Annotated in this window: 12 protein-coding genes and 1 tRNA gene; 4 read left to right on the forward strand and 9 right to left on the reverse strand. The window is 61.5% G+C overall.

The window, feature by feature from the left end:
- Positions 1 to 34: 34 nt before the first annotated feature.
- Both pth and ACRQFC_RS06410 read right to left on the reverse strand, forming a co-directional pair.
- Entirely contained in the window at positions 35 to 622 is a 588-nt protein-coding gene (gene pth / locus ACRQFC_RS06405) for an aminoacyl-tRNA hydrolase (protein ID WP_284896512.1), read from the reverse strand.
- Positions 623 to 784: 162 nt separating this feature from the next.
- The gene (locus tag ACRQFC_RS06410; protein WP_087070445.1) at positions 785 to 1,426 is read right to left on the reverse strand and encodes a 50S ribosomal protein L25/general stress protein Ctc; all 642 of its coding nucleotides are present in this window, start codon (positions 1,424 to 1,426) and stop codon (positions 785 to 787) included.
- 1,001 nt (positions 1,427 to 2,427) lie between these two features.
- Here ACRQFC_RS06410 and ACRQFC_RS06415 point away from each other — a divergent pair.
- On the forward strand, positions 2,428 to 3,099 hold the full coding sequence (locus tag ACRQFC_RS06415) for a putative endonuclease domain-containing protein (RefSeq protein ID WP_284896513.1): 672 nt from the start codon (positions 2,428 to 2,430) through the stop codon (positions 3,097 to 3,099).
- 63 nt (positions 3,100 to 3,162) lie between these two features.
- On the opposite strand, the gene ACRQFC_RS06420 is transcribed toward ACRQFC_RS06415, so the two are convergent.
- From ACRQFC_RS06420 to ACRQFC_RS06435, 4 genes are all read right to left on the reverse strand, one after another.
- Positions 3,163 to 3,924, reverse strand: a complete 762-nt coding sequence (locus tag ACRQFC_RS06420) for a sulfite exporter TauE/SafE family protein (RefSeq protein ID WP_284896514.1) — start codon at positions 3,922 to 3,924, stop codon at positions 3,163 to 3,165.
- Between the two features lie 11 nt (positions 3,925 to 3,935).
- On the reverse strand, positions 3,936 to 4,919 hold the full coding sequence (locus ACRQFC_RS06425) for a ribose-phosphate diphosphokinase (RefSeq protein ID WP_016443229.1): 984 nt from the start codon (positions 4,917 to 4,919) through the stop codon (positions 3,936 to 3,938).
- A gap of 109 nt (positions 4,920 to 5,028) precedes the next feature.
- Positions 5,029 to 6,141: an NTP transferase domain-containing protein gene (locus tag ACRQFC_RS06430; protein ID WP_284896516.1), complete on the reverse strand. Its 1,113-nt coding sequence runs from the start codon at positions 6,139 to 6,141 to the stop codon at positions 5,029 to 5,031.
- Between the two features lie 68 nt (positions 6,142 to 6,209).
- Positions 6,210 to 6,280 (reverse strand) — tRNA-Gln (locus ACRQFC_RS06435).
- 70 nt (positions 6,281 to 6,350) lie between these two features.
- Here ACRQFC_RS06435 and ACRQFC_RS06440 point away from each other — a divergent pair.
- From ACRQFC_RS06440 to ACRQFC_RS06450, 3 genes are all read left to right on the forward strand, one after another.
- Positions 6,351 to 7,139, forward strand: coding sequence for a TetR/AcrR family transcriptional regulator (locus tag ACRQFC_RS06440; RefSeq protein WP_284896519.1), 789 nt, complete (start codon positions 6,351 to 6,353; stop codon positions 7,137 to 7,139).
- Positions 7,140 to 7,423: 284 nt separating this feature from the next.
- Positions 7,424 to 8,455: an ABC transporter ATP-binding protein gene (locus ACRQFC_RS06445; protein WP_435732438.1), complete on the forward strand. Its 1,032-nt coding sequence runs from the start codon at positions 7,424 to 7,426 to the stop codon at positions 8,453 to 8,455.
- Complete coding sequence (locus ACRQFC_RS06450) at positions 8,455 to 9,645, forward strand: ABC transporter permease (RefSeq protein ID WP_087070438.1); 1,191 nt, start codon at positions 8,455 to 8,457, stop codon at positions 9,643 to 9,645. The genes ACRQFC_RS06445 and ACRQFC_RS06450 overlap by 1 nt, the downstream gene beginning before the upstream one ends.
- Positions 9,646 to 9,751: 106 nt before the next feature.
- On the opposite strand, the gene ACRQFC_RS06455 is transcribed toward ACRQFC_RS06450, so the two are convergent.
- The 3 genes from ACRQFC_RS06455 to ACRQFC_RS06465 form a co-directional block, all read right to left on the reverse strand.
- Positions 9,752 to 11,689 carry an ABC-F family ATP-binding cassette domain-containing protein gene (locus tag ACRQFC_RS06455; protein ID WP_087070437.1) on the reverse strand — a complete coding sequence of 646 codons (1,938 nt, stop codon included), beginning with the start codon at positions 11,687 to 11,689 and terminating at the stop codon, positions 9,752 to 9,754.
- Between the two features lie 24 nt (positions 11,690 to 11,713).
- Complete coding sequence (locus tag ACRQFC_RS06460; RefSeq protein WP_087070436.1) at positions 11,714 to 12,769, reverse strand: ribosomal RNA small subunit methyltransferase A; 1,056 nt, start codon at positions 12,767 to 12,769, stop codon at positions 11,714 to 11,716.
- 90 nt (positions 12,770 to 12,859) lie between these two features.
- Positions 12,860 to 15,559: a hypothetical protein gene (locus ACRQFC_RS06465; protein WP_143231854.1), complete on the reverse strand. Its 2,700-nt coding sequence runs from the start codon at positions 15,557 to 15,559 to the stop codon at positions 12,860 to 12,862.
- Between the last annotated feature and the right edge of the window lie 63 nt (positions 15,560 to 15,622).

Genomic DNA, 15,622 nt, shown 5'->3' on the forward strand with positions numbered 1-15,622 from the left:
ATGCCGCGGCACCGCAGCTCCACACCGCGGCCGGCTAATGCTTCGTATGCAAGCGCATCGTGGCGCTCACCAGCCCGTTGCGCAGCACATCCTCCACGGCGTCCGCGGCCTGCGCGATAAGCACATCAAGCTCCTTGCGCTCCGTCGAGCTAAAGGGCCGCAGCACAAAATCGGAAGGGTCCTGGCGCCCGGGCGGCCGGCCGATACCGAAGCGCAGCCGAATATAATCCTTCGAGCCCGTGGACTGCGAAATCGACTTGAGCCCGTTATGCCCGCCTTCGCCCCCGCCGCGCTTGAGGCGCAGGGTCCCGAAGGGGAGATCAAGCTCATCGTGAACCACAATAAGATTCTCCACCGGGCAGTCGTAATAGCGCAGCAGCGCGCTGACCGGCCCGCCCGACGTATTCATATAGCACTGGCACGTGGCAAGAATGACCTGCTCACCGGCCTGCCCGGGCGCCACCCCGACCCGCGCGGAAAGTTGATTCGTCTGGGTGGCGCCGTGCGAGCGCAACTGCCCCCCGCAACGCGCGGCGAGCTCCGCCACCACCATATGCCCACAATTGTGGCGAGTTCCGGCATAGGTAGCACCGGGATTGCCTAATCCAACAACAGCGTACATGCGTTCCTCCTGTGCATATTCAACCGTACCCGCTTGCCCGGGATTGTTCCGCCCCTGCGTACTTCGTATTTTTTACGACGACGCCGACACGGCACGCGGCCGCGGACATTGCGTCCGCGGCCGCGTGAGAGTCACTCGTGGCGAGTGAGGTACATCGCCGAATTACTCGCCGGCACCTTCGGAAGCTGCCGCTTCTTCGGCTGCTTCTTCTGCCTGAGCTTCGGCCATGGCAGCGTCGGCTTCTTCCAGAGCCTTATCCACCTGGGGCTCCATGACCAGGGACACGATTTCTTCGCCATCGACCAGGGCTTCCACATCCTCGGGAAGCTTGAGGTCGGCCACGGTCACGCGGGCGCCATCTTCGAGGCCTTCCACATTGACCTCGATGGATTCCGGAATATCGATCGCCGGGGCGGAGACCAGGATATTGAGGAGTTCCAGGGTGTTGATAAGGCCGGGAGCCGGTTCGCCCACAACGACCACCGGAATTTCAACCTCGACCTTTTCGTCGCGCTTGACGCGCAGGAAGTCCACATGCTCGATGGAGCGGGAGAGCGGGTTACGCTGAATGTCCTTGACCAGCGCGAGGGTAAGTTCACCGTCGATGGTGAGGCTGACCAGGGCATTCGGATTGCCCTTGACCGCGAGGAACAGATCGTGAGCATCCAGGTGCACGTGCACCGGCTCGATTCCGTGCCCGTAAAGCACGGCGGGAACGCGCCCATCGCGGCGCAGGCGGCGAGCCGCGCCCTTGCCAAATTCATCACGGGTTTCGGCAGTCAGCTTCGCAGCATCAATAGCCATGATTCTCCTTCGTTAGATTAGCGGTCACCCACATCGCGGGCTGACCTCGATATTGTCCATATAAACACCCGCGCCGCGTACGCCGCGCCGGGTGGTGGCCTCGTTAAAGCAGGCCACCCGAAGGAGCGCCTGCCGCGTCGATAACGGAAGAGTCCGCGAGCGCGAATCCCGATTCCCAGCTCCCCTGCCCCGCAGGCTTACCAGAATCGCCATCCCGTAGACCGGGCGATTCCCCAATTCAACGACCGGGTGATTCCGCGCTTCGAGCTCCCTCCCTCGCCGAAGCAACGCCGTCAATTTTAGGGCGACGGCGGCAAAAAACAAAGTTTTTTGCCGCTCCTCACACACCCGCACCCTTCCTGCCCCACCAACGCCTCACCGCCAGAATCCGCCCCGCCAGCTGGCGCCGTCGTCGTACCACCCCTCGCCCACACGCAAAACGTGCATTTTGAACCTTAAGGCCCACAGAATGTACATCCTGGAAATTAAAACGCCGAAAAACTGTCACCTACGTACATTTTGTTTTGGCGCACCTGCGGAGGCACGCTAGCGGCACCTTCCAGCGATTCCCAGTCAACTTTCACTTGTGGATAACCGCTTGTTCCTGTGGATAGAGGCTTGCCCAAATGGCCGCGAGGCTCGATACTCGCCCCATGAGCAAACGACTACGAGATCTTCCACCGCATCCTCCCATCTTTAGCCTCCCGCAGCTCGATAAGCTTGGGCTACCTCGGTCCTTCACCCGACATCGGTGTTTTGAGCGGCTAGCACCCGGAATTTATCGGGATTCCAAACGTGACATAACGGAAGTCGACGTGCTTCTTGCTCTCCTTCATAAATTTCCTACAAGCGTGGTAACAGGGATCTCCGCAATGCGCCTTTGGGGATTGCCACTGCCACCTCGTCTAGTGACATGGGACAGCTCTAAACCCGTAGCCCTCTCATCCCCTTCAAAAAACTACCCACATGCACACCCCCTCATCCGCTGGGATCGCACGCAGTTGCTGGACAGCGACATCGAAACGATCCGCACGCCCGGCGGGAACCTGCGCATCGCCTCCCGGCCCCGCGCTGTGCTGGCGAGCGTGCCGGACCTATCTTTTTACCAGCTCATCGCGGCAATTGACGCGCTCCTGCGCATTCCTCGCCGGCGCTTCGAGGGGAGGTCGGCACCCTATGCCACCCGCGAGGGACTGGAGGCTTTCCTGGCCGAACACCCGAGCTGGAATTTTGTGGCGCACTTCCGCGCGGCGCTGGCCTGGGCGCGGGTGGGCGCGGATTCGCCAATGGAAACCCTGCTGCGACTCCTTATCGTCATGGCGGGATTCCCGGAACCGCGCCTCAACCAGATGCTTCTCGCCCCGGACGGCTGCCCGCTCGGCCAACCCGATATGCTTTTCGAGGAGCAGCGCATCATTGTGGAGTACGACGGCGCACCTCACCGAGACGCCTCCCAGCAGGTCAAGGATCGCCAGCGGCGCGAGCTCCGCACCAGCTACGGCTGGATCGAACTTCAGGTTTTCCACCCGGATCTCCACCTCCCTCGGCGGCTCGCCCGCATGATGTTCAACCCGGGCAGACCCGCGCTTCCGCGTATTTCGAGCCGCGAAGTTCCCGCAACCGCTCGCCTGGCCGAGGCATTCCGCCAGCGCGGGTGGCGGATAAAGAACTGAGCCGGTGGCGGATAAAGGACTGAACCGGTGGCGGCTGAAGAACTAAGGGCCAGCCGTGCCGCCCTACCCCAACGCCCGCAGCAACAGCCAGATCGCGAGCGCCGTCCCGAAGATGCCGACCAGCCAGCGCACCACGCCACCGGGGAGGAAGCGCTGGAGGTGCGGGCCGACCATACCGCCCAGCAGCCCGCCGAGCATCATGGTCAGCGCCGCCGCGTAATCCACTTCCCCGGACCAGATGAAGAACAGTAGCGCGGTGAGATTGGCGCAGCCCAGCACCGGGGATTTGAGCAGCAGTGCCTCGTGGGTGGTCATCGGGGTGAGGATCGCGGCGATGCCAAGATAAACAACCGCCGAGGCCGCCCCAAAATAACCTCCGTACACGCCCAGCACACCCACTAGCACCAGGAAGGTAGGAACCGGGACATTCGCGTGGATGCCGCGTCGCTCCAGGTAGGGGCCGACCAGGGTGGAGAGGGTGGCGATGAGGACCAGCCAGGGCACCACGAACTCGAACACTTTCGGGTCGAAAGCCAGCAGCAGCACCGCGCCGATAGCTCCGCCCACCGCGCTGATAAACATCTGCGGCCACAACGGATAGGCCTGCACCGCCCGCATGGAGCGCCAGCCGGTCAGCACCGAGCCCAGGCTGCTCCCGAAATTATTGATCGCATTCGTCACATTGGCGGTAATCGGCGGGAATCCGAGGGCCAGCAGCGCCGGGTAGGTAACCAGCGAAGCCACCCCGGTCAGGTACCCCACAATGCCGCCCACCAACCCGGTAGCGAAGACAAGTACGGACAGCGCCCAGCTCGATGTGACCACCACGTGCGTTTTTAGTACGCGCCGTCAAATAGCGAGGTCACCGAGCCATCCTCGAAGACTTCGTCGATGGCGCGCGCCAGGGTGGGGGCAATGGAAAGCACCGTCAAGCCCTTGAAACGCTTCTCATCGGGAATCGGAACGGTGTCGGTCACCACGAGTTCACGAATCGGCGCATTGGAGAGCCGCTCGACCGCTTCCCCGGAAAGCAGCGCGTGGGTGGCCGCCACAATAACGTCCTTCGCACCGGCATCCTTGACCACGCGAATCGCCCCGACCAGCGTGCCGGCGGTATCGATCATGTCATCAACAATAATGGCGGTCTTACCGGCCACATCGCCAACCACCCGGTTGGCCTTCGCGGTATTGGCCTTCTCAATATTGCGAGTCTTGTGCACGAAAGCCAGCGGAATTCCGCCCAGGCGCGAGGACCACTGCTCGGCCACCTTAATACGGCCGGCATCGGGTGAGACCATAACGGCGTCGTCGCCGGTAATAATGGAGCGGACGTATTCGACCAGCGTAGGCATCGCCCACAGGTGGTCCACCGGCCCGTCGAAGAAACCCTGGCTCTGCGCGGCGTGCAGATCCACGCTCATAATGCGGTTTGCGCCGGCCGTCTTGAGCAGATCGGCCACCAGCCGCGCCGAAATCGGTTCGCGGCCCTTGTGCTTCTTATCCTGGCGAGCGTAGGGGTAGTACGGCGCCACCACGGTGATGCGCTTGGCGGAGGCACGCTTGGCGGCATCCACCATGAGGAGCGTCTCCATCAGCCATTTATTAATGGGGCTGCTGAAAGCCTGCATAATAAAAACATCCGCCCCACGGATCGACTCCTCATAGCGGATGTAAATTTCTGAATTTGCGAAATCGTAGATGGTGGTGGGCAGCATGCTGATATGCAGGCAGCGCGCAACCTCCTCCGCCAACTCCGGATAGGCGCGGCCCGTGGCTAGGACCAGCCGCTTATCGTTCGATACCCGCATTCCCGTGCTCATTGTGCTCCCCCGATGTGTTTCGCCTGCTTGGGTTTTTCGACGTTGTCAGCTTATGTGATCGCGGCGCTACCCGCTACCCGGTAAACGGTGTTTACCGCCGGAACAGTGTTTACCCGCCGCAGCGGTGCTGGGCGGCTTCCCCGAGCGCAATCGCGTGCCGGGCGCATTTACCGGCCGGAATGAGGCAATCGTGCAGGTGCACATGCCGCGCCCGCGCGCCTTCCTCCGCGATGACATTGCTCAGTTCCCCGGGCCCCACGTGCCCAAACCGCGCTACCCGCGTGGTTCCGCGCAAAATTGTATTAGGTTCGACGACGCAATCCGGCTCCAGCTCCACCTGAACATCAATCCACGCCGTGGCCGGATCAATAATGCTCACCCCGCTGCGCATCCACTTCTCCCCGATGCGCCGATTCATTTCGCGGCGCAGCGCCGCCAGCTGGACCAGGTCATTCGCACCCTCCACAGCCAGGTAATCACTGCTTACATAGGAACCGACCCCGGCGCCGAGCTGGTACGCCCGCGCCACTACATCGGTCAGGTACATTTCCCCCTGTGCGTTATCGGTGCCCAGGGTCGCCAGCGCCTCGCGCAAAAACGCGGCATCGAAAATATAGGTGGAGGTATTGATTTCGTTGATGGCACGCTGCTGCGCACTTGCGTCTTTATCTTCTACGACGGCGCAGATGGTGCCCTGGCTATCACGCACAATTCGCCCGTAGCCAGCCGGATCAGGCACCCGGGCACTCAGCACGGTGACAGCGGGGTTGGCGGGGGCAGCCGGAGCGGTAGCGGCGTCGTCGTTCATGTAAACAGTGTTCCCGCACGGACTGCTGCCGTGAACACTGTTCCCGTGGGCGCGCGCGAGCTCCCCGAGAATCTCCCCGCCCAAAAGCGGGGTATCCCCGGCCATGACGAGAACCGGGCCACTGACTCCCGCACCCAGGGCTTCCATCCCGCACCACACCGCGCGGCCGGTGCCCTTGATGTCGTCTTGGTCGGCGATCATGACCGAATCGTCCAGCTCAAGCGCGTGGGCAGCCACCCGATCCCGTTCGTGGCGCACCACCACAACAATATGGCGGGGATTGAGACTGCGCGCGGCGGTGATGGCGTGCCCGAGCAGCGTGCGGCCGCACACCTCATGCAAAAGTTTCGGGGTGGCTGATTTCATGCGAGTTCCCTGGCCAGCAGCCAGGATGACGACAGCGGAGAGATCCATGCCTTCCCTTTTCTGGCGGCAATGCGCCCTATATTTCGCCACGGGCGCTGACGCTGCGCCCGAAAACGTTCCGCCACTAGGATTCGAACCTAGAATAACGGTTCCAAAGACCGCTGTGTTGCCGTTACACCATGGCGGAAAACTGCCGACGCGCGGGCCGGCACCGATATAGTCTAACCGACCGAAGCGCTCCTGGCATAATACTAAGTATGAAACAGACCTCGCCTGAGGGCACGAACGGCATTGATGCCGCCCGCGCCGCCGATAATACGCTCGCTCACACCGATCAGAACATCGAACAGAACACCGCTGCCACCACCGCGGATGCTTCCACTCCGACCACAACACAGACCCCCGCACCTGCCCCCACCCCGGAAAAGAAGCGGGTGCGCATGTCGCGAGCGGACCGGCGTAAACAATTGGTGGGCGTGGCCCGCGAACTTTTCGCGGCCCAGGGTTTCGACGGGGTCTCCATCGAAGAAATCGCCGCGGCCGCCCAGGTCTCCAAGCCGGTTGTGTACGAACATTTCGGCTCCAAAGAGGGCATTTACAACGTGGTAGTGGATCGCGAGCTCGTCACGCTGACGGAATTACTTTCCGCGCGCATGAACATTGGCCTTCCCGAGCGCGAGGTGCTCGAGTCCATCGTCGTCGCCGTGCTGGATTATATTGAGCATAACGACGACGGTTTTCGCCTCCTCGTGCAGCGTTCGCCGGCCACGCTGGGCGGGGATTCCTTCTCCACCGTCATCGCTGATGTGGCTGATTACGCCTCGGATTTGCTGGCGCCCATGCTCGGCCGCAATGGTATTTCTCCGCAATATGCCCGCATTTACGGGCAGACGCTAGCCGGGGCGCTCGGCCAGGTGGGCCAGTGGTGGGTGGATGTGCGCCAACCCGATAAAGAAACCGTGGCCGAGCACGTGGTCAATTTTATGTGGAACGGTTTGCGCGGGTTGGAATCGCAGCCGCGTCTCCTCACCCGCGGCGGGCACTGAGCGCGCACTGAGCCGGAGCGTGGAAACACGCTAAGCGAGCACGCGGGAACAAGCTGAGCCGGCACTGAGCCGGCGCGCGGAAACACGCTGAACGAGCAAGCGTGCGGAAATTCAGTTCTAGGTTTCACCGGGACTCTGGCATAGGATAGACGGCGACACGCAATAGAACGATGGCGCTCTAGGTGACGTCACCGGTCTTGCGCGCGGCGGTTGCCCGTGTCTGGGCGGGTGGCGCGCTACCCTAGAATATTCATCAATCGCACAATAGCAAGGACGTACCCTTTATGCTCTCCGTTGAGAACATCTCCAAGAGTTTCGGGTCGCGCAAAGTGTTGCAGGATCTTAGCTTCGCGGTTCGCCCCGGTGAAATCTTCGGTTTCGTCGGCTCGAACGGGGCCGGGAAAACCACTGCGATGCGCATTATGCTCGGCCTCCTGAGTAAAGATTCCGGGCAGGTGACCTGGAATGGCCAGCCCATTGATTTCGCGGCACGCCAGCGCATCGGCTATATGCCAGAAGAACGCGGCCTCTACCCGAAGATGCAGGTCGATAAGCAGCTGATGTATTTCGCGCGCCTGCACGGGATGAGCCCGGATGCGGCGCAGGCCGCCATGGAACGCTGGACGGATCGCCTCGGGGTGGGCTCGCGCCGAGAGGATGCCGTCCAGAAGCTTTCCCTCGGTAACCAGCAGCGCGTGCAGCTGGCCGCCGCCCTCATTCACGATCCCGAACTCCTCATCCTTGACGAACCTTTCTCCGGTTTGGACCCGGTGGCGGTGCGCACCATGAGCGATACACTGCGCCAGAAGGCCGATGAGGGCGTTCCGGTTATTTTCTCCTCCCACCAGCTTGACCTGGTTGAACGCCTCTGCGATAGCGTGGGGATCCTCGCGGGTGGAAATATCGTGGCCCGCGGTACCGTCGATGAACTGCGCAATTCCGGTAACCCGCCCTACGCGCTGGCGGTGCGCGCGGAGGAAACCGCGCTGCGCACGGCCCTCAGCCAGGCCGGATTCACCGTCCACCCCGATCCGCTGGCCGGCACCTCGGAAGCGCCGCTAAGCGCGGGGATTGCGCGGGTGCTCGTGGAAACTTCGCCCGCGGCTCCCGATAACATCACAACCGACCCCACCGCCGCGCTTCTCGCGGCGGCTCAGCAGGCCGGCACCGTGGTGGAATTCGCCCAGCGCCGCCCCCACCTCACGGAATTGTTCCGCGATGTTGTTCAGGTGCCCTCCACAAACGAAGATGACGCGGCCGCCCCCAAGAAAAAGCGCGGCCTGCTCGGCTCGCTGTTCGGAAAGAAGGCTAAGTAATGGTACGCATTGTTTTCGCACGCGAGTTCAAGAACGTTTTCGCTTCCCGCGCCACCATGATTTCCCTCGCGGTTATGTGGGTGATCGCTATTGTGGCCGGCTTCGCGGGCCGCGTCTTCCTGGGCGGGGACGATGAAGCTAACGGCGCCGCCCCGGCCCCGCAAGCCCAGGGTATTTACCTGGAGGCCAGCGCCGCGCAGCTCCAGCCCTACCTGGAGAGTGCCGGTTTCGCCGCGCTCCCCACTTCCAATATCGCCGCCGAGCTGGCCACCGAAGAACCGGAAGCGGAGATCGGCATTTCCGGCACGGCCCTCGATCCGCAGATCGTGGCCACTTCCCCGGATCCGAAGGAGCTGCCCGCTCTCAAGAAGGTCCTCAGCACCTATGTGCTGGAGGAATCCGGGGTGGATGCCACGGTCCTCGCCCACCTGGATACTATTAATAATCTCCGGGTTCAGACGGTGAATTACACTCCCTCCGGTTTCGAAGCGAATCCCATTGGTTTCCTTATCGGTTCGGTGAGTGCCATGCTGATTTTCTTCATGGTGATGGGCGGCATCGGCGCGGTAGGCGCCGGCGTCGTCGAAGAAAAATCCTCCCGCGTGGTGGAAATTATTTTGACCACGGTCCGCCCGCGCACGCTCCTGCTCGGCAAAGTACTGGGCCTGGGTGCCGGCTGGGTGGTGATCCTCTTCGGTTATATCGGCGCGATTATTACGGGCGTGGCCATTTCCGGGCTGGTTCCCGACCTCAGTTTCCTCCAGGAATTCGGGCTGGCCGGGATGGTGGCGCGCACGGTCGTATGGATGGTGCTCGGCTACTTCACCGCCACCGCGCTGGTGGGTGGGCTGGCGGCCACGGTCTCCCGCCAGGAAGACCTGGCCGGCATCAACACCCCGGTCATGTTCCTCCAGTTCATCCCGTTCTACACCGCGCTCTACCTCATTCCGGCGCTGCCCGAGGCCGCGGTCACGAAGATTCTCTCCGTGCTGCCCTTCTTCGGCCCGTTCATGATGCCCATGCGCGCGGCCATCGGCGAGGTCCCGCTCGTGGAAGAACTGGCGGCGGTCGGCATCAACGCCCTCGGGGTCTTCCTGCTGGCGGTCCTGGCCGGCAAGATTTACGAACGCTCGATTTTGCGGATGGGTGAGCGCGTCAAGCTCACGCAGATTTTCCGTAAGGCCGCCTAAATTCTGATGTAGTACGACGACGCACGCGGGGCCCGGGTTTCTCCCGGGCCCCGCGTGTGTGTCCGCCTGGCGGAATGGCCATTCTGGCTGGGTGAGTGCGCCGGCCTTAGCCCTCGGCTACTTCAGCTGCCTCTAGCCACTGTTCTTCCAGCTCGTCAAGCTGGCCAGTTGCTTCACTCAGCTCTTTGCCAATCCGCGCGAGTTCCTCATAGTCCCCGCTGACCGCGCAGGCGGTGCTGCGCTCCTCCAGCTTGGTGATCTGTTCGCGCAGCCGGTTCATGCGTTTCTCAATGCGTTGCACTTCTTTGCGGGCTTCGCGCTGGAGGGCACTCGCACTTTTCTCAGCCCGCTCACCCGATGCGCCAGACATGGCTGCCGCAGCCCCGGAGTTGCCCGAGCCGCCTGCACCGCCGGTGCCAGCACGAGCCCCAGCTCCAGTCCCAGCACGAGCTCCAGCACCTCCGCGCGCTCCAGCCGCGCCCTTGGCGCCTTCGCGCTCGTCCCGCTCCTCTTCACGCAGCCGCAAATATTGATCCACGCCGCCCGGTAGATCCCGTACGTGGCCATCGAGCACCGCGATCTGGCGGTCGGTCATGCGTTCGAGCAGGTAGCGGTCGTGGGAGACCACAATGAGAGTGCCGGGCCACCCGTCCAGCACATCTTCCATCGCGGCGAGGGTATCGGTATCCAGGTCATTCGTCGGCTCGTCCAGGAGCAGCACATTAGGTTCGGCCATGAGCAGGCGCATGAATTGCAAGCGGCGCCGCTCCCCGCCCGAAAGTTCACTGACTCGCGTCCAGGCACGTTCGCGGGTGAATCCCATCCGCTCGGTCACCTGGCTCGCGGTGAGTTCTTTCTTCCCCACCTGCACGCGAGCTGCGACGTCGTTCACGGCCTCCACCACCCGTAAATCCGCAACCTCATCGAGTTCGCGAGTGTGCTGGGAAAGCTCCGCGAGTTTCACGGTGGCGCCGCGTTTGACGTGCCCGGTTGTGGGCTGGAGCCGCCCGGCGATGAGCGCGAGCAGCGAGGATTTCCCGGCGCCGTTCGCGCCCAGGATCCCCACGCGTTCGCCCGGGGCAATCCGCCAGGTCACCCCGCGTAAAATTTCCGGGCCGCCGCCGTAGCGCAGGCTGACGTCCTCAAGATTGACTACTTCTTTACCTAAGCGAGCGGCGGCCATGCGCGTCATTTCCACGGTATCGCGCGGGGCCGGGACATCCGCAATAAGATTTTCTGCCGCTTCGATACGGAAACGCGGCTTGGAGGTGCGGGCCGGGGCACCGCGCCGCAGCCACGCCAGCTCCTTCCGCAATAAGTTATTGCGTTTTTCTTCGGCGAGCGCGGCCTGGCGTTCCCGCTCGGCGCGCTGGAAAATATAATCCGAATACCCGCCCTCGTAGGTTTCCACCCGGCCGGGAATCTGCCCGCGCGGGCCCTCCACCCCGGGCACCACTTCCCACAGGCGAGTTGCCACCGCATCCAGGAACCAGCGGTCGTGGGTGACGGCCACCAGCGCCCCGCGCGGGCGCGGCCCGCCGAAACGCTCCTTAATATAATGCGCCAGGAAAGTAATACCCTCCACGTCTAAATGGTTGGTCGGCTCGTCGAGAATAATAATATTCGCGTCCCGCGTGAGGGTATGGGCCAGGGCCACCCGCCGGCGCTGCCCGCCGGATAGCTCACGCACCCGCGCCTCAAGGGGAATATCGGGCAGCAGCCCGGCATGCAGGTCCCGCACCCGTGCGTCGCTGGCCCATTCGTGGCGAGCGGTTCCGGCGTGAATCGCCTCGAGCACCGTGGTATCGGGCAGCTCATCGGCCTGGGTGAGCGTGGCAAATTTTGCGGTATTGGTGGGAATCACCTCACCGCTGGTGGGCGCGAGCGCCCCGGTGATGAGGCGCAGCAGCGTGGTTTTCCCTCCCCCGTTCGGGCCGACGACGCCTATGCGGCTACCGTCCTCTAGACTCAGGGAAACGTTGCTGAGAATATCGCGGCTTCCCAGACTGACGCCCACGTCATGTACCGAAAGTAAATGTGCCATAGCTGGTGGTCCTTGGAATGGGTTTTAGTTGGGGAGTTCGCGGGCCTGCGCGATCCGCACATAATCGTCAATGGTGAGGGTTTCCCCGCGGGCCTGGGGTGATACCCCGGCCCGCTGGAGGATCGTTTCGGCGGCGACCGGGCTGCCGGCCCAGGAACCCAGGGCACTGCGCAGAGTTTTACGCCGCTGAGCGAAAGCGGCGTCGACCACCGCGAAAACGCGTTCGCGCAGGTCATCGGTACCGGGCGCGGGCCGCAAGCGCAGGTGGACGAGGGCGGAATCCACATTCGGCTCCGGGTAGAAAACGTGGCGGGAGATTTTCGCGCCGCGGGTGGCACTGCCGTACCAGGCGGCTTTCACGGAGGGCACGCCGTAGGTGCGCGAACCGGGGGCGGCGGCCAGGCGGTCGGCGACTTCGAGCTGCACCATCACGGTGATGGTTTCCAGGCTGGGCAGGGCTTCCATGAGGGTGAGGAGCACCGGCACCGCCACGTTATAGGGAAGGTTGGCCACCAGGGCGGTGGGCGCGAAGCTCTGCGTGCTGCCGAGATCGCCGGTGCTCGCAGTTACGGTGGAGGTGGCCGCGACCTCGGTGTGGCCGGTACGGAGCGCGGGCGGGCAAGCGAGCTGTTCGGGCCCGGTGATACTCAGGGCATCCGCGTGCAGCAGCGCGAAATTCTCCGGAGTGCTGTGGCGGCGTGCCACGGTATCAGGGAGCGCGGCAGCCAGGGCGGCGTCGATCTCCACCGCGGATACGTAGGCACCGCTTTCCAGGAGCGCCAGGGTGAGGGAGCCCAGGCCCGGGCCGATTTCGAGGACCTTATCCCCCGGGCCCACCCCGGCTTCCCGCACGATTTTGCGCACGGTGCCGCCGTCATGCACGAAGTTTTGCCCCAGGGTTTTGGTGGGGCGGATATTCAGGGCCGTGCACAGCGCGCGCACGTCCACCGGGGTGAGGAGGGCAGTTCCAGCCGGGGTATCACCGGCCGGTTCACTACCGAGCGGTGTGCTGCCGGGCTGCGTGTTCCCGGGCGAGCTGTTACCGGGCGAATCCTGTTGAGCAATATGATTGGCGACCACAGATGCAGTGTACCCGGATGACTAGCGCTCTCGAAGCACGGCCCGGAGGGAGGCGCGATTCCCAAAGTTACGAAAGTCCCTTCCCGCCTCTCAACGCTGCAAACGTAGACTCGCGCGAAAACGGCGCGGGAGAGTAGATGGGTTCACACCGAGACCGTTGATGAGAACCAGGACGACAGCCGCTGAAGAAAAAACAACCCAATACAGGCCGCGGTCCATTCCGGCTCCGATCAATGTCACGGAGACGATCCAACCAACTAAGGCACAGCACATAGCGACGATGAATGAGACACCTACCTGCGCGGTACGGATCTTCCTTGTACTCCAGCCCAAGTTCCAGTACATAAAATCTTTGAGGTCCCGCACAGCGGTTTGTTTCCTGCGCGCCAGGAGAAGCAATACGCTCACTGCCAGGCCCGCCGCTGCCGCCAGGACTACAAGCACAGGTAGTAATACTTCAACAAGGGCTTCACCAATATCTAGTCCGCGGGCGCCTTTCCGGAACCACACGATCATTGTTACTACTTCACCAAGTAGCGCGCAGAACACTCCGATAAACAGTCCCTCAGCAACGGTTAACCAGCCTAGAAGAGAGATTCGCGGAAGATTCGAGCCGCTCCTTCGACTGGCGTAACGAAGCGGAAGGATAAGAAGGAGCGCATAGATAACAGCCCCGCAAACAAGCGGAATGCCTGCTAGTAATCGAGGTTGTTCCGCCACTGAAAACAATGCCGTCGTTACAAGGGCACATGCGAGAAGAATCAGCCCCCAAGCTTCTTCCCGAAGAACGGTTGCAAGACATGAGGATGAGGACCATCCTTGATTTTTGAGAACATTGAATCTTGTTCGTCTCGCGGCAAATTCCACCGCTCCCACCACCGCAATCACGCCGATGATGAGGATACCGCCAGCCTGCGCAATTGAGTGCACCAGAGTGGTGAGGAGGCTCGCCATGAAATCCGCCGCGCCTAGCACAACATAGCGATGATCGACCCAGCCAAGCGCTTCCACTTCTTGACGACCGGTCTCGCTATCGGTTTGGCCCGCAGTTTGCGGTATCCAAATCTTCGCAGTTCCGAGTGATGAGCCTGCCACTACCCTGGCATCTACACCTAAGGACCGGATACGATCAGCCACTTTCCCGATAGCTACTAGCGCATCCTCCCGAGTTAGGCCCTCAAGATTCGCGACTCGTACTCTAATAGCGTTGATCGGGAGTTCCTCCGAAAGAGGCTCAGCGCTTCCGTAAGAAACCACTGCCGATGGTGGATTCAGCGCAACACCGAGTCCTGAGCGGAGGTGGTCAATCCGTTCGCTTCCCTGCATCAGGCGATTTGAAGAATAAAGTCCGAGCGCCCCGAGGGGATCCGTGCCAGGTACGTCATCCGTTTTTATTTGCTGCGGAGTAAACTCGCCAACTTCAAAGGGTGCGCCACCGTCACGAACAACCGAGCCAAGAGAGTTATCTAAGGGAGCGGTCGCACGATACGTAATCTCTGCGCCACGCTCCTGCGGAGTTACTTGCGTGGCTAGAGAGTCAGACTCGTTATAAGAAATATAGAGGGGAGCAATGCCTACGGGATTCGCCACAAAGCTAGCCCGATATTCCTCGTCAGCCTGAACGCGCGGCGGAGCTTCATCTTCCACCACCGTTTCACCCGCGGGAACCGGAGTAAGTTTCGGAGCGAAAACATTATCGGCAGTAACGTAAGCGCCATTGGTATAGGTCTCAGTTATTCTCCCGTAGGTTTCCCCTCCTTGTTCTGGAAGAGGCAGCAAAAACGCACGCGAGCCAAAGGGGCCATTGTCATGCGCCAGATCAATGCGTTGCTCGACTGCATCCACCGTTTTTCCATGCTCGTCGACGCTCTCTATGGCAACAGAAATAGAGATATTCGGTGAGAAATCCTGGTTGGCAACGTATCCAAATATCTGAGAATTCATCCCATATGCCCGCCATGGCACCGGGCGACCACGTTCTGCCATTCCTGGCATTGCAGCGAGCGGCGCAATCGCCTCGCTTCCTTCTCCCGATCTTGCGTCCTGTGCCAGAGCAAGGTCTTGCTGAGTAACGACAACACCGTTCGGAAGAGCCGCGAGATCATCTGCACTAAGAGGATCCCCAAGGCCCAATTTACGTTCAACTACCTTGTCGAATTCAATGAGAGGATTGAGCCATTCTCCTGCCGACCCTAAAAGTTCACGTTCCGATACGGGATCTACTACTGCGACGCTGGTTGCCACATCTGGCAGCGCGAAAGCCGTGAGAAGAAGTGAGTTTTCATCCGGGATGGTGACACTTGGATAGTGATACCGGTAGAGCTCTGGCCGCATGCCTATATGTGACTGGATTCCGGTGGGTTCACCGCCGGTGGGTGTGGGCCGAGCAATTATTCCTGTGGCGTCGAGGTCATATTGCGCGGTCCCTTTATCCAGAACCTTAGTTTCTGCCTCAAGCACTTGCCATGTGACGCGATAACTCTTCACAGGCGACTTTTGGAAATCTATTCCATCTGAGGCAATTTGCGGAAGTACCCAAAATCCTTTGTAACTGCCGAGGAAACCGACCGGTGCCGCCACTGACACAGCGTCAATTTTTCTCACTTCTTCTAGTATTCGCGATTCCAGCTCCGGCAAGGTCTGCGCTGCATAGTTTTGTTCCAGCAGCGTCATTCCTGCTTTATCACGTGAGGAATAGAGGGCTTCGCCTGCCTTGTTATCGGTGACCAGAATGTCGTAACGTCCGCGCCATTCGTCATCCATTTTGGCACCGGCAAGGGAGTATGCCATGTGCGAGGCAAAGACCCACGCGAAGCAAAACAGCGCTATGAGCACGTAAACAGAACTGCGCTT

It is taken from the genome of Actinotignum inguinis (genome assembly GCF_051265835.1).
Classification (GTDB): domain Bacteria; phylum Actinomycetota; class Actinomycetes; order Actinomycetales; family Actinomycetaceae; genus Actinotignum; species Actinotignum timonense.

What these genes read in the sequence shown, in the direction of transcription:
- pth (WP_284896512.1), bottom strand. Translation starts at nt 622, where the DNA reads ATGTACGCTGTTGTTGGATTAGGCAATCCCGGTGCTACCTATGCCGGA.
- ACRQFC_RS06410 (WP_087070445.1), bottom strand. Translation starts at nt 1,426, where the DNA reads ATGGCTATTGATGCTGCGAAGCTGACTGCCGAAACCCGTGATGAATTT.
- ACRQFC_RS06425 (WP_016443229.1), bottom strand. Translation starts at nt 4,919, where the DNA reads ATGAGCACGGGAATGCGGGTATCGAACGATAAGCGGCTGGTCCTAGCC.
- ACRQFC_RS06430 (WP_284896516.1), bottom strand. Translation starts at nt 6,141, where the DNA reads ATGGATCTCTCCGCTGTCGTCATCCTGGCTGCTGGCCAGGGAACTCGC.
- ACRQFC_RS06440 (WP_284896519.1), top strand. Translation starts at nt 6,351, where the DNA reads ATGAAACAGACCTCGCCTGAGGGCACGAACGGCATTGATGCCGCCCGC.
- ACRQFC_RS06445 (WP_435732438.1), top strand. Translation starts at nt 7,424, where the DNA reads ATGCTCTCCGTTGAGAACATCTCCAAGAGTTTCGGGTCGCGCAAAGTG.
- ACRQFC_RS06450 (WP_087070438.1), top strand. Translation starts at nt 8,455, where the DNA reads ATGGTACGCATTGTTTTCGCACGCGAGTTCAAGAACGTTTTCGCTTCC.
- ACRQFC_RS06455 (WP_087070437.1), bottom strand. Translation starts at nt 11,689, where the DNA reads ATGGCACATTTACTTTCGGTACATGACGTGGGCGTCAGTCTGGGAAGC.
- ACRQFC_RS06465 (WP_143231854.1), bottom strand. Translation starts at nt 15,559, where the DNA reads ATGGCATACTCCCTTGCCGGTGCCAAAATGGATGACGAATGGCGCGGA.